Origin of the sequence: Pseudomonas sp. MF6755 (assembly GCF_016405635.1) — a bacterium.
Classification (GTDB): Bacteria; Pseudomonadota; Gammaproteobacteria; order Pseudomonadales; family Pseudomonadaceae; genus Aquipseudomonas; species Aquipseudomonas haemolytica.
The window spans coordinates 94115-108342 of record NZ_JAEKDA010000019.1 but is presented as its reverse complement, the minus strand read 5'-3'; the positions used below and the strand labels follow the sequence as shown (position 1 = coordinate 108342).

The 14228-nt window shown below is 58.6% G+C and carries 10 protein-coding genes; 4 read left to right on the top strand and 6 right to left on the bottom strand.

Annotated features, from left to right (window positions below; genetic code table 11):
- The first annotated feature begins 64 nt into the window (after positions 1-64).
- Both JFT66_RS23845 and JFT66_RS23840 read left to right on the top strand, forming a co-directional pair.
- Positions 65-2320 carry an Orn/Lys/Arg decarboxylase N-terminal domain-containing protein gene (locus JFT66_RS23845; protein WP_153872150.1) on the top strand — a complete coding sequence of 752 codons (2256 nt, stop codon included), beginning with the start codon at positions 65-67 and terminating at the stop codon, positions 2318-2320.
- Positions 2321-2328: 8 nt separating this feature from the next.
- A complete protein-coding gene (locus JFT66_RS23840) occupies positions 2329-2910 on the top strand; it encodes a GNAT family N-acetyltransferase (protein WP_080752968.1) in 582 nt (193 codons plus the stop codon).
- Between the two features lie 51 nt (positions 2911-2961).
- Here the strand turns inward: JFT66_RS23840 and JFT66_RS23835 are convergent, their stop codons facing one another.
- Together JFT66_RS23835 and JFT66_RS23830 are read right to left on the bottom strand one after the other, a co-directional pair.
- Complete coding sequence (locus tag JFT66_RS23835; protein WP_198860307.1) at positions 2962-7179, bottom strand: glycosyltransferase; 4218 nt, start codon at positions 7177-7179, stop codon at positions 2962-2964.
- A 141-nt stretch (positions 7180-7320) separates the two neighbouring features.
- Positions 7321-8238, bottom strand: a complete 918-nt coding sequence (locus tag JFT66_RS23830) for a LysR substrate-binding domain-containing protein (protein ID WP_198860306.1) — start codon at positions 8236-8238, stop codon at positions 7321-7323.
- Between the two features lie 183 nt (positions 8239-8421).
- Here JFT66_RS23830 and JFT66_RS23825 point away from each other — a divergent pair, with 183 nt between their 5' ends.
- Positions 8422-8760, top strand: coding sequence for a hypothetical protein (locus JFT66_RS23825; protein WP_034119354.1), 339 nt, complete (start codon positions 8422-8424; stop codon positions 8758-8760).
- 62 nt (positions 8761-8822) lie between these two features.
- On the opposite strand, the gene JFT66_RS23820 is transcribed toward JFT66_RS23825, so the two are convergent.
- Positions 8823-9056: a hypothetical protein gene (locus JFT66_RS23820; protein WP_198860305.1), complete on the bottom strand. Its 234-nt coding sequence runs from the start codon at positions 9054-9056 to the stop codon at positions 8823-8825.
- Between the two features lie 227 nt (positions 9057-9283).
- Between JFT66_RS23820 and JFT66_RS23815 the strand changes: the two genes are divergently transcribed.
- A complete protein-coding gene (locus JFT66_RS23815; RefSeq protein ID WP_034119352.1) occupies positions 9284-9841 on the top strand; it encodes an NADPH-dependent FMN reductase in 558 nt (185 codons plus the stop codon).
- Between the two features lie 52 nt (positions 9842-9893).
- On the opposite strand, the gene poxB is transcribed toward JFT66_RS23815, so the two are convergent.
- From poxB to JFT66_RS23800, 3 genes are all read right to left on the bottom strand, one after another.
- Positions 9894-11618, bottom strand: a complete 1725-nt coding sequence (gene poxB, locus JFT66_RS23810; protein ID WP_198860304.1) for a ubiquinone-dependent pyruvate dehydrogenase — start codon at positions 11616-11618, stop codon at positions 9894-9896.
- A gap of 249 nt (positions 11619-11867) precedes the next feature.
- Complete coding sequence (locus JFT66_RS23805) at positions 11868-12362, bottom strand: DUF934 domain-containing protein (RefSeq protein WP_034119350.1); 495 nt, start codon at positions 12360-12362, stop codon at positions 11868-11870.
- Entirely contained in the window at positions 12346-14004 is a 1659-nt protein-coding gene (locus tag JFT66_RS23800) for a nitrite/sulfite reductase (RefSeq protein ID WP_153872144.1), read from the bottom strand. The genes JFT66_RS23805 and JFT66_RS23800 overlap by 17 nt, the downstream gene beginning before the upstream one ends.
- Positions 14005-14228 lie beyond the last annotated feature (224 nt).

Below are 14228 nucleotides of genomic sequence, written 5' to 3'. Positions count from 1 at the left end.
TCATTCGCCACATTCGCTCCCAGCTTCTACCCTTGAGTGCAAAGCCTCCGGAGTAAGAGCGCTCATGTACAAAGACCTGAAATTCCCCATCCTGATCGTGCACCGTGACATCAAGGCCGACACCGTTGCCGGCGACCGGGTTCGAGGCATCGCCAGGGAGTTGGAACAAGAGGGCTTCAGTATCTTTTCTGCCGTGGACTACGCCGAAGGGCGGCTGGTGGCCTCCACCCATCACGGTTTGGCGTGCATGCTGATCGCCGCAGAAGGTGCTGGAGAAAACACCCATCTGCTGCAAAACATGGTTGAGCTGATCCGCCTGGCGCGGGTGAGGGCGCCCAACCTGCCGATCTTTGCGTTGGGCGAGCAAGTCACCCTGGAAAATGCCCCCGCCGACGCCATGAGCGAGCTCAACCAACTGCGCGGGATTCTTTATCTGTTCGAAGACACCGTGCCGTTTCTGGCGCGCCAGGTCGCTCGCGCTGCACGCACCTACCTGGACGGTTTGCTGCCGCCGTTCTTCAAGGCGTTGGTGCAACACACCGCCGACTCCAATTATTCCTGGCACACCCCCGGCCATGGCGGTGGCGTGGCCTATCGCAAAAGTCCGGTGGGGCAGGCGTTTCACCAGTTCTTCGGGGAAAACACCCTGCGCTCGGACTTGTCTGTTTCGGTTCCCGAACTGGGCTCGCTGCTTGATCACACTGGCCCCTTGGCCGAAGCCGAAGCCAGGGCCGCCCGCAACTTTGGCGCCGACCATACGTTCTTCGTGATCAATGGCACGTCCACCGCCAACAAGATCGTCTGGCATTCCATGGTCGGCCGCGACGACCTGGTGCTGGTGGACCGCAATTGCCACAAGTCAGTGTTGCACTCGATCATCATGACCGGCGCGATTCCGTTGTACCTGTGCCCGGAGCGAAATGAGCTGGGGATCATCGGCCCGATTCCCCTGAGCGAATTCAGTCCCGAGTCGATCCGCGCCAAAATCGACGCCAGCCCCCTGACCCGTGGCCGGCCGCCAAAAGTGAAGCTGGCGGTGGTGACCAACTCCACCTACGACGGCCTGTGCTACAACGCCGAGCTGATCAAGCAGCAATTGGGCAACAGTGTCGAGGTGCTGCACTTTGACGAAGCCTGGTACGCCTACGCTGCTTTCCACGAGTTCTTCGCCGGGCGCTACGGCATGGGCACCTCGCGCACCCCAGACAGCCCCTTGGTGTTCACCACGCACAGTACGCACAAGTTGCTGGCGGCATTCAGCCAGGCGTCGATGATCCATGTACAGGACGGCGGCGCACGGCAACTGGACCGTGATCGGTTCAACGAAGCCTTCATGATGCACATATCGACCTCGCCGCAATACAGCATCATCGCCTCGCTGGATGTCGCCTCGGCGATGATGGAAGGCCCGGCCGGGCGTTCGCTGCTGCAAGAAATGTTCGACGAGGCCCTGAGTTTTCGCCGCGCCTTGGCCAACTTGCGCCAGCATATTGCCGCCGAAGATTGGTGGTTTTCCATCTGGCAGCCGCCCTCGGTTGCTGGCATCGATCGGGTGGCCACGGCGGATTGGCTGTTGCACCCTGGGGATGAGTGGCACGGCTTTGGCGACGTTGCCGAAGACTATGTGCTGCTGGACCCGATCAAGGTCACGCTGGTAATGCCGGGCCTCAACGCAGGTGGCGCCCTGAGCGATCGCGGAATTCCTGCTGCGGTGGTCAGCAAGTTCCTCTGGGAGCGCGGTCTGGTGGTGGAAAAGACCGGACTGTATTCTTTCCTCGTGCTGTTCTCCATGGGTATTACCAAAGGCAAATGGAGCACCTTGCTCACCGAGTTGCTGGAGTTCAAGCGCAGTTACGATGCCAATGTCAGCCTCGCCAGTTGCTTGCCATCGGTGTATGCCCAAGGGCCGGCGCGTTATCAAGGCATGGGCCTGCGTGACCTTTGCGACCAATTGCATAGCTGCTACCGTAGTAACGCCACCGCCAAGCACCTCAAGCGCATGTACACGGTGTTGCCGGAAATTGCGATGAAGCCCGCCGATGCCTACGACCAGTTGGTGAGGGGCGAGGTGGAAGCGGTGTCTATTGATGCCTTGCCAGGGCGCGTTGCAGCCGTGATGCTGGTGCCTTATCCGCCGGGTATTCCATTGATCATGCCTGGCGAGCGTTTTACCGAGTCAACGCGCTCGATCATCGACTACCTGGCGTTTGCCCGTACGTTCGATAGCAGTTTCCCCGGTTTTCTCGCGGATGTTCACGGGCTGCAACACGAAGATGACGGCAGTGGCCGTTGTTACACCGTCGATTGCATCAAGGGTTAAGGATGTTTATGCAAGCTGTAATGAACCCGAAGTATCCAGGGCTCAGCGTGCGGGTCGCCGACGAAGGTTTCGACGCCTATGTATGGGGCAATGATTTCAGTTTTGAGGTCAGCGTCTACGGTGTACCTCAGATGGGCCAGCGCGTTGATCAATGGCCTGTGGAGCGCGTGCTGCCGTACCGCAAGTGTTATGGCATCGACCCGGAAGAGTTCGCCAGCTTTCGCAATGCCACCGACAGCGCGATCTTCATGGCCTACCTGGATGACCGCGCGGTGGGGCATATCGTGGTCAGCACCAACTGGAACGGTTTTGCCCACGTTGACGAGTTGGCCGTGGTGTTACCCGCGCGACGCCATGGCGTCGCCAAGGCGCTGCTGGATGTGGCGCAGTTCTGGGCCCGCAAGAAAAACTTGCCGGGCATGATGCTGGAAACCCAGAACAACAACCTCGGTGCCTGCCGCCTGTATGAGCGTTGCGGGTATGTGATGGGCGGGATAGACCAACTGCGTTATCGCGGGATTGATCCGCAAACCCGCGAAGTGGCGATCTTCTGGTATCGGTTGTTCAAGACCGAGCAGGACGCGACTTGAACGTTACTGACAGGCAACGTTTCAAGCCGCGCCGGGCTGCTGGCGGTGAGGCTACGCGCCGAGCCACGAGTGCTCGGCACCCACTTCAATCTTTAGTTGCTCACGGAACGCCCTGTAGTGGTCCTTGGCTTCCTTCAGCGTTTCTGAAAGCCCGTCGGGCTCCATAAGGCCTTTGTCCGCAAAATACTGGCGAGTTTGGTTTTCCAGGTTGAACCGTTCGCCGAGCGTGCGTTTTCCATTAACCATGACCAAGTCCTTGGGCATTCCATCAAAGCCTGCGTCGTAGATGTCAGGTCGCTTGGATTTTAAAACGTCGTTAAACATGGTTGGGCCCACTGTTTCAAAAACCTTGCCTTCGTAGGTCAGAAAATCCTGGGTATAAGTGAATGTGCCGTTGGCGTCCCGGTCGATGGTCGGGCGATTGGCCTCAAAGTAGGGTTTGTTTTCGAGAAAACGGCGATTCTGCTCGGCGATCATTTGAGTGACGACCGGGTTGTCCGCCTGGGTGGCGAAGTTGCTTGTATTGTAGAAAAGCTTGTAGTCGGTGACTGGGTGTGCGACCGGCTGGCTGACCATGATATCCCCGTCGCCAGCGTTCAGGCCTGCCGATCCGACAGACCCTTTGATCACGTCATCTGTGTCCAGATAGATACCTCCATATTTATTCATCAGCGGGTAGCGTGCGACGTCCGAGGCGGCGGCGAGGTTCTGGCCCTGACCTTTGCGAAAGTATGAATACATGTCGGTGGTCTTCAAAGATTGGAAAAAGTCTTCTTCGTGCAGATTCATGACAGTGACACCGGGTGCGTCTTTTTCCAGCTTCAGTTTCATGGCCTGGAACAGCTCCGGGGTATCGGCATCGATGTGCACAATAGACTTGAACCCAGGGGTTTTCTCGGCGTTGTTCGCGATTTTGGCTACTAGCTTGTCGGGTATTTCGCCGCCTGCCCAGAAATAGTGAATGTCTTTGGGTAATGGCCTGACATTTTTGGGCTTGTGCAATATGGCCGGCGTGGCCGCTTCGATGAATCTGAATTGGTGCGATTCTATCTTCTTGGCTTTCATGAACTCATCAAGCGGTCCCTTCTGCCATGTGTTCTTTGCACTTCGCCAGAAATAAACCTTGTATTTGCCGCCTTGGCCCCAGGCACCTACCTGTGTGTCGAAAGTTGCGACATGGTTCATGCCATCGTATTTGATTGTGTAGGGATACGAAGGGGGGGTGCCTAATTTGACGTCGTCCACCGGCACAACGTAGGTGTCATCGTTGAGCTTCCACGCCGGCGGAGTTTGCCCGCCGATTAAACGATTGGCTGTGGCCGAAAGCTCCCAACCGTTGCTGCCCAGGTCCTTGACGGCAAGGTCGGGGTGGCCTGTGTTCGGGTGCTGGATAACACGCTGGCCATCCTTGAGTTTGGACTGATAGTGCCTGCCGTCGATTTTTATATATTCTTTGTTGCCCGGCCCCATATAGACATTGGCCTGCAAGCCTTTTACCTGCAGCAGATCAGGCGAGATATTGTCCGCGTAGTCCTGCAGCGCGGATGGGTTGAGCACTTTGAGTTCATCGGCGTTCGCGACCACGTGGGGCTTGAACTCCTTCAACAGCGCACCGTAGGGCAGCCCCTTTGCCACGTCATAGTCGTGCCAGTTGCCGTTGCGAAATACGGCACCGGCTTCCTCGGTGCGATCAAGTGCTTTATAGGTGCCTACGGCAACCACACCCTGCTGCTTGCCCGCTACTTTAAGCACCTCGTAGCTGCCGCTGGCGCCCCTGAGCACATTCGCTGCTGACCGCCCCTTGGACCAGACGAAGCGGCTGGCGCCTTTGAGCAAATCGCCCGTGCCACCCAGCGGGTTAAGCGCCTCGATCACGGCGCCGCCCAGGAATCGCGCTGCTTTTGTGGCGGTTTTCAGGCCGGTCACCCCCGTGGCAAGCACCTTGCCCGCCTGGGCAGCCTTACCGACGCCCAGTGTGACCAGGCCAACCACATCCAGGCCCAGGTCAAACAAGCCATCGCCGATGTTGCCCTTCATGAAATTGACAATTGCTGACCTGAAGGGAATCAGGTTGAGGAAAAAATTTCCGATTGCATCATCGGCGGCTGCGCTTTTGTCGTAGGAGGTCATGCCTTTGGCATGTTCAAGCAGGTCATCATTGTGCAGGTCGAGGGATTTGACGAATACTTTGGCGATGTAGTTCGTGCGTTCGGAATCGAATACTTGCGGTATTTGCGAGACCGTCGCCTTTTCCGTGGCCAGCTTGGTGTGCTCGTCTTCGAAAGGGTTGTACTGCACGGTTTTGTACAGCCTGTTGGCGTCTCTTCTTTCGAGTTTGTCGTAGGGCGGGGAGTACCGTTCGATGAGGAAGTTGTGCTTTGAAACAGTGCCGGTGCTGGTATCAATGCGATAGACGTTGACCTGACCGTCGCGAGTGGTCTTCACATCCAGTGTGTGACCTCGTTTGGTCAGGGTTTTCGTCCAGAAGTCGGTGCCTATTTTGTATTCGTTGGTATGGAAAAACTCGAGCTGGCCGTACTCGAAGTTCTGCTTGTCCTCTGGCGACAGGTTCGAGATGAGGTATCTGGCCAGGCCCGTGTGGCCTTTTTCCTGTTCCGCTATGGCTGCTTCGTAACGCTGGGTAAAAGCACTTGCTACCGTGAGTTTGCCGTTTGCGGATTTATCGCAGAATTCAACAATAGGAATCCGCTTGTCTTCGGTCACCCAATGTTCTTTCTCGCCTAGCTTGACCTTGTCACCTTGCATGACGATATCCAGCATCGAGTGGTCGCCGGGGAAGCGGCCGGGTCGTCCTGGGTTCAACCAGACTTTGCGAATGTTGTTTGCCTTGAAGACACTGTCCGGCACTCCCGGGAACTCTTCTCGCAGCAACTCGAGCGCCATTGCTTCACGGCTGGGAATGGACACTGCAAGCGCTGTGGACGTGGCTTGCAAGGCGCTTTGTTGGGCATTGAAGGCGGCTTGCACCGTCTGCATTTCCATCGGGGTATGCGCTGTGTCGCCGGCTTTCAATAGTCCCTGGACGACCCCCCAATTACTCAAGGCGTCGTGCTGGATACGCTTGAGGAGCGGTGCGCCGACATCGACGTCCTCGGCGGCAGCGAGCACCTCGCTATAGCTCATTGTAAGCACGCGCCCTGGCGATTGGGCCTCAAGCTTGGCCACCGCGATTGCCAGCTGTGCCCATGGGATGCTGCCGTAAGTCACGTTGGGCGGTATGTCCTTGACCCGGTATTCAGGCGCAACCCGTGCCAGCAGCATGCGGGCTGCAAGGTCGGCCGATTGCAAGGTGGCTCGCCCCTGGGCTACCAGATGGCGGCTCAAGCCGTCAATCACCAGCGCAGCCGGCTTATTCCAGTATTGCCGCTGCCCTAGGTCAAAGCCGGCGACGCTGTTGCGAGCCGGGGTGCCCAGGGATTCCGGGTCCAGGCCCAGATGGATCGCTGCCAGCAAGTAGTCATTGCTGCTGGCATTTGTCGCAATGCCGCCCAACTGGGTTTGTATAGCCTGCCCCAATGCCTGGACCTTGGCCGAGCCCAGCAGCGTTTCTACTGTGGAGCTGGAGTATTTGAAGTCATCGTTGGACAAGGTTGCCGCTGACAGCAGATAGCCAAGTACCCCTTTTTGCCTGTCGGCCAGTGGAAGTCCGGGCAATGTCGAGCCGGGAGCATTGAGCAGGTCGACAATGGCTTGTTTGTCCTGCGTTGCCAGCGGAGTCGGCCATGACAGCGCCCCGCTGAAATTACCCAGGGGGTGGGTGTGGACTTGCTGTATCGCACGCTGATACAGCGTGAGCAACTCTTCCAGGGTTTTAGGGACGTTCAAGCCACTGCCGCTGAGGAAGGTGTGAAGCTTGACCACGCTCGTTGGGGTCAGATTGTGTTTTTCGTAATAGTCGGAGAGTTCACAGACCGGCACTGAAAGGCTGGCCAGTTGTGCTGCCAGTTGTGTCTCAAGGCGGCTTTGCTGTTCGCTGGACACGTCACCCGGGAAAGCATTGGTCAGTTCTTCAAGGAGCGGGCGCAATTTTGCAGCCAGCTCTTTCCAGTTGCAGTGTTCAGCAAAGGCCTTTTTAAGGGCTGCAGGGTTGTCGAGCTCGTTGGGGCCAGGGTCGTTGGCCGAGACTTCGGGCCGGTTGTTGACGGGCTGGGGTTGCAGCTCGCCGAGAGCCGTGGCGGCTGATGGAGCGTCAGCCTGGCTCAGGGCCGTGACAGACAGGCGGGCAAGCGCGTGATGAAGGTTATTCATGGGAACCGTTCCTTAGTTTCAGATTCGTCCGATAGAAAGCGGCGTGGCGCTTCCTTCAGCGATTGGGTGTAGAAAACTTCGGACGAGGTTCCCGGCGCACCAGTACCGGATGTGTCAGAAAAGCGCGACTGAGGGGGAGCCTTAAGGTGCTGGCGTGCCCAGCGAAGCGCCGGCCAGCAAGGCTTCGGCTTTGTGCATGACAATCTCCAGCAGCGCGTTCAGCGCCGGCGTGGCTGCTGCGTCCTTCAAAGTCAGTGCGTAAAGGATGACAGGGATGGGAGGGGATAACGGGCAGCTATCCAGCCCCGATTCCCGCGCGCCGGCTGCAGTGAAAGGGTCGACAATCGCCAGCCCTTCGCCGGCTTCTACCATGCTGCGCATCATCTGGTAGGTCTGCACCCGCGTTTGCACCACCGGCAGCGGGCGCAAGGCTTGCAACTTGGTGTCCAGAAGGCGGCTGAGCGGGTCATGGCCCTCAAGCCCGATCATCGACTGACCGGCCAGGTCTTGCAGCGCAAGGTACTTCTGCTTGGGTTTGAGCCAGCCATGGGGGGCGAGCAATTGCAATTTGCCCTGGGCCAGTACGCTGCTTTGGATTTGGGGGTGTTCCGGGTCATGCAGGCTCAGGCCCACATCGGCTTCGTGCAGCAGTAGGCTCCTGACGATCTCCCGGGTTGGCTGGCTCGACAGATTGCACGGTGTATCCTGAAAACGCCTGCGCAGCGTGGCGATGCTTTGCGGCAACAGTTGATTGGCCAGGGGCGGGGTGCACAGTGCGCGCAGGGTGGGGGCGTGATGGTGTTTCAAACGGCTGGCCAGTCGCTGCACGGGCTCAAGGGCCTCGTACAGTCGGGCGATGTGCGTCTGCAACTCCAGAGTCTCCCGTGTTGCTTGCAAGCGCCCGCGCACACTGGCAAACAGCATGAAACCCAACTGCAACTCGGCATCCTTGAGGGTGGCATCTACCTCGCCCACGGAGAGTTGCAACCATTCGGCGGCCGTGCCGAGGTGTCCGGTCTGCAAGATGGCCTGAATCACTTCGATATGACGTAAACGCATGGCCGGAGTCTATGTGCAGCGCGACGGGGATTCAATGGTGCAAGGCATCGTGCGCAAAAAAGACTGCACGGGTCGCCCTGGCCTATGGCGTTCGGCCGCGACCTCACTAGAATGGCGCATCTGATCAGCAACGACCGCTGCCGGTTTTCCGGTACTTAAAACAAAAAACAGGTCTGGTCTCACATGCCTCCACCCTCGATGTTCTTCGGGGTAACGGCCAAGCAGCTTCTGGTCCTTGTGACCGTGGGGTGCGTGGCGGCTTACCTCTTCAATGATCACGCTGAACACACGCCGGAAAACCGCATACCGGAAGCGTTTATCCGTTCCCAGGAACAGGTGGGCGAACAGGTAGGCGCGGTGTTGGGCGTCACCTTGATCAGGCAAGTAGAGGCATACCCTGCGTACAACGCGTCGGGTTACACGCGTTCTATGTATGCGGTGGAGGGTGAGCGAGGAAAACTGCTGGTGACGCTCAAGCAAGATGGGCAAGGTATTGTGGTGACTGAGATCCGCAGCCCCTGATCACCTGCCCAGTCAACGCCAGCAATGGCCAGGACTGAGCGGGTCGATAAGGCGGGATCTTGTTACGCGGAGGTGGTTTGCGATTCGCGGACGATGATAGTCCCCGACTGGATCAGTTTGAATTCATCGCCTTCCAGTTTTTCTACACGGTCGCCAATGGCCAGCTTGTAGGTGGTGGTGGGCGTCGAGCCAGCCAGGTCGCCTTGCGCCGGGTTGGATTCCTGGAACTCATGCACCGAATACACGCGGCCTTCCGCGTCTCTGGCATGGAACTGTCCGACTAGTACTGCTGCCATCTGTTTAGAACCTCTGGAGATAAACACTCGATTTGCGGTTCTGTAGACCGTCAGTGAGCGGGGTAGTTTACCTATAAGAAAAAAATACTATTCGTTTAAAATTTCAGACATTTCCCACGCCTATGAATGCGCGTCAAACCCCTGCGGCGTTATCAAATCCTGCTGGTGTGCGTGGCGCGAAATCTCTATAACTACAAGCTCCTTTATTCAGAAGTCGGGAAACCTCAATGAGCAAGGTCTACACGATTGCCGTCCTGGTGGGCAGCTTGAGAAAAGAGTCGATCAACCGCAAGGTCGCCCTGGCCTTGGCCGAACTGGCCCCCGCCAATCTCAAGTTGAACATTGTAGAGATCGGCGACTTGCCGCTCTACAACGAGGACATTGACGGGCCAACACCGCCAGCAGCCTACAGTACTTTCCGTAAACAGGTGAGTTCATCCGACGCGGTGCTGTTCGTGACCCCCGAATACAACCGCTCCGTGCCGGCGCCGTTGAAGAATGCCATCGACGTAGGTTCGCGCCCTTACGGGCAAAGCGTCTGGAGCGCCAAGCCGGGGGCGATCATCAGCGTGTCGCCGGGTGCCATTGGCGGTTTTGGCGCCAACCATCACCTGCGCCAGTCCCTGGTATTCCTGGATGTATGGTGCATGCAGCAGCCGGAAGCTTATTTGGGCGCAGCGGGCAGTGTGTTCGATGAGGCGGGGAAGGTGTCGGAAAGGTCCAAGCCATTCCTGCAGGCATTCATCGATGCCTACGGCAAATGGGTCGAAAAGCAGACAGCTTGATTTGGCAATGAGATCCAATGTGGGAGCGAGCAAGCCCGCTCCCACAGGAGGGTTATCGCAGCCAGTTAGTCCTCGCCAGTTCTATCACTTCATCCCCGCGCCCGCTCATCACGGCCTTGAGCATATACAGGCTGAACCCCTTGGCCTGCTCCAGCTTGATGCTCGGCGGCATCACCAGCTCTTGAGTGGCGGTCACCACGTCTACCAGCACCGGGCCGTCATGAGCCAGGGCGCGGCGCAAGGCCGGTTCGAGGTCTTCGGATTGCTCCACGCGAATCCCCAGGATGCCCATGGCATTGGACATGGCCGCGAAGTCCGGGTTTTTCAGCTCGGTGCCGGTGTCGAGGTAGCCTGCAGCCTTCATCTCCATGGCGACAAACCCCAGGGACGAGTTATTGAACACAATGAGTTTCACCGGCAGATTCAGTTGCGCCAGTGAAATGAAGTCCCCCATCAACATGGTGAAGCCGCCGTCGCCAGACATCGAAATCACCTGGCGGCCAGGGAATGCCGCCTGGGCGCCAATGGCCTGGGGCATCGCGTTGGCCATCGAGCCGTGGTTGAACGAGCCGATCAGTCGGCGCTTGCCGTTCATCTTCAAGTAACGCGCAGCCCACACCGTAGGGGAGCCGACGTCGGCGGTGAAGATCGCATCATCGTCGGCCAGCTCGCTGAGCAAGCGTGCCACGTATTGGGGATGGATCGGTCGGTTGGTCTTGGACGGTTGGGCCAGGTCATCCAGACCTTGGCGGGCTTTTTCGTAGTGCTTCAACGAGGTATCGAGGAAGCTGCGATCGGTCTTGCGCGTCAGACGCGGCAGCAGCGCGTCGATGGTTTCACTGACATCGGCGGCGATGCCCAGGTCCAGCGTCGCACGGCGCCCCAGGGCCTGCGGATCGCGGTCCACTTGGATGATCTTGGCGTCGGTCGGATAGAACTGGCGATAGGGGAAGTCGGTACCGAGCATGATCAAGGTGTCGCAATCGAGCATGGCGTGGTAACCGGAGCTGAAACCGATCAGGCCGGTCATGCCAACGTCGAACGGGTTATCCCATTCCACATGCTCCTTGCCCCGCAGCGCATGCACCACTGGCGCGCCGAGGGCGTCGGCCAACGCCACTACCTGGTCGTGGGCACCGGCACAGCCGCTGCCGCACAGTAGGGTGACCTTCTGGCTGTCCTGGAGTATCTCGGTGAGGCGTTGCAGGTCCTGTTGCGCCGGCAAGGTGCGCGGCGCGTGCAAGGCCGGCCAAGGCTTGAGCTTGTCTTCCACTTCCAGCAGCGACACATCCCCCGGAATCACCACCACCGCCACGCCGCGATTGAGGATCGCCGAACGCATGGCACGGTGCAGCACTTGGGGCATTTGCTCGGGGTTGCTCACCAACTCGATAAAATGGCTGCATTCCTTGAACAGTTCCTGGGGATGGGTTTCCTGGAAATAGTTAAGGCCGATCTCCGAGGACGGAATTTGCGCAGCAATCGCCAGCACCGGCACATGGTTGCGATGGCAGTCGAACAAACCATTGATCAAATGCAGGTTGCCCGGCCCACAACTGCCGGCACACACCGTCAATTCACCGGTGGCGGCGGCTTCGGCACCGGCGGCAAAGGCGGCGACTTCTTCGTGGCGTACGTGCATCCACTCGATGCTGTCCATGCTGCGCAGAGCGTCGGTCAGGCCATTGAGGCTGTCGCCGGTCAGGCCCCAGATGCGCTTGATGCCCGCCTGTTCAAGGGTGGTCGCCAGTTGCTGGGCCAGGTTGATTTTCGCCATGAAGAACTCCAATCGTCAGTGAGGTTAAAAACTGCTGATCAATAGGGGACAGTTCGATCACGGCGGATGTTCACCGTTTAGTGTGAAGATTGCGTCATGGAGGCAAGGTATCGCCCACATAAATCAAGTGCTGACGCTCTCATGAAGAAAGCTTGCGAAAACAAAACACCCTGCGAAAGCGTAGCCTTCGCAGGGTGTTGGAGGACCATTGTCGGCCCTGGCGCGGCAGGGCTTTTCATGGGGCTGGGCTCAGCGCCGACGGAACAACGGCAGCGGCTCATCAGTGGCAGCCTGATAAGTTACCGAGAAGTCCTTGAGACTTTCCAGCGCTTCATACGGGTCTTTGTCGGCGCGCAAGGCGAAGGCATCGAACCCGCAGCGGTGAAGGTAGAACAGCTGGTCACGCAATACGTCGCCAATCGCGCGCAATTCACCCTTGTAGCCATAACGGTCACGCAGCAGGCGGGCGTTGGAGTAGTTGCGGCCATCGGTGAAGGCAGGGAAGTTCAGGGCGATGACCTGGAAGTGTTCCACGTCTTCACCGATCTCTTCGGCTTCTTCATCGGCGTCCAGCCACACGCCCAGGCCGCCGTCGCGGGCCTTGAGGGCGTGGCCGTGTTCGCGCCACAGGGCCAGCGGCACGATCAGGTCGTCGCAGTTGGAGATGCCGTCGAAGCTCGCGTCCTTGGGCAGCAGGTGCCAGGTTTCGTCGACGACTTCGTTGTTCTTAATGATTCGCTGCATAGACGCGCTCCTTGAACAGGTCGATGCCGATGCGCTGGTAGGTGTCGATGAAACGCTCATCTTCGGTGCGCTGTTCGATGTACACGTCGATCAGCTTGCCGATCACCTCGGGCATGGCTTCCTGGGCGAAGGATGGGCCGAGGATCTTGCCCAGGCTCGCATCGCGGCTGGCGCTGCCACCCAGGGACACTTGGTAGAATTCTTCGCCTTTCTTGTCCACGCCCAGGATGCCGATGTGGCCGACGTGGTGGTGACCACAGGCGTTCATGCAACCGGAGATGTTCAGGTCCAGCTCGCCGATGTCGAACAGGTAGTCCAGGTCGTCGAAACGGCGCTGGATCGATTCGGCAATCGGGATCGACTTGGCGTTGGCCAGGGAGCAGAAATCGCCGCCCGGGCAGCAGATGATGTCGGTCAGCAGGCCAATGTTCGGTGTGGCAAAACCGCCTTCGCGCAGCTCGCCCCACAGGGTGAACAGTTGGCTCTGCTCGACGTCCGCGAGAATGATGTTCTGCTCGTGGGAAGTGCGCAGCTGGCCGAAGCTGTAGCGCTCGGCCAGGTCGGCGACAGCATCCAGCTGCTTGTCGGTGATATCGCCTGGGGCGACGCCGGTAGGCTTGAGCGACAAGGTTACGGCAACATAGCCCGGCTTCTTGTGCGCCAGGGTGTTGCGAGTGCGCCAGCGGGCAAAGCCTGGGTGTTGCTGGTCGAGTGTGGCCAGCTCGGCGTCCTGGCTGGACAAGACCTTGTACTCAGGGTCGACAAAGTGCTTGGCCACACGATGCACTTCAGCTTCGGTCAGGGTGGTCTGGCCACCGCGCAGGTGTTCCATCTCGGCGTCGACTTTCTGGGCAAATACCTCAGGGGTCAGCGCCTTGACCAGGATCTTGATCCGGGCCTTGTATTTGTTGTCACGACGGCCATAGCGGTTATAGACCCGCAGGATGGCGTCCAGGTAGCTCAACAGGTCCTGCCACGGCAGGAACTCATTGATGAATGCACCGACCACCGGCGTACGACCGAGGCCGCCACCCACCAGCACGCGAAAGCCCAGCTCGCCGGCGGCGTTGTACACCGGCTCCAGGCCGATATCGTGCACTTCGATGGCCGCACGGTCGGAAGTCGAGCCATTGATGGCGATCTTGAACTTGCGCGGCAGGTAGGCGAATTCCGGGTGGAAGGTGGTCCACTGGCGCACGATTTCACACCACGGCCGTGGGTCGATCAACTCGTCCGCAGCGACGCCGGCAAACTGGTCGGTGGTCACGTTGCGCAGGCAGTTACCGCTGGTCTGAATCGCGTGCATCTGCACGGTGGCCAGTTCAGCCAGGATGTCCGGCACATCTTCCAGGGCCGGCCAGTTGAACTGTACGTTCTGGCGGGTACTGATGTGGGCGTAGCCTTTGTCGAAGTCGCGGGCAATCTTGGCCATCATCCGCGTCTGACGCGAAGTCAGTTGGCCATAGGGCACGGCCACCCGCAGCATCGGCGCAAAGCGCTGAACATAAAGGCCATTTTGCAGGCGCAGAGGGCGGAACTCTTCTTCGCTCAGTTCACCTGCTAAGTAGCGTCGGGTCTGATCACGGAACTGCTTGACGCGGTCCTCGATGATGCGCTGATCGTATTCGTCGTATACGTACATATAGGTCCTGTTCTCGGCAAATCTGCGCGCACGGCCGCGCACTCCCAACGGAGCCGGCGCACGATACCAGTTTGCGTATATGCGCAAAAGTGATGTTTGGGTATATGTAAATAACCAAACTGACTAATGAGAACCGTTATCGCGATATCCACATTTGTCATGCGGGCAATCATGATCTTTACTGTGGTCGAGTCTTAGTGCCGTCACCTATAAAACCGACAAGA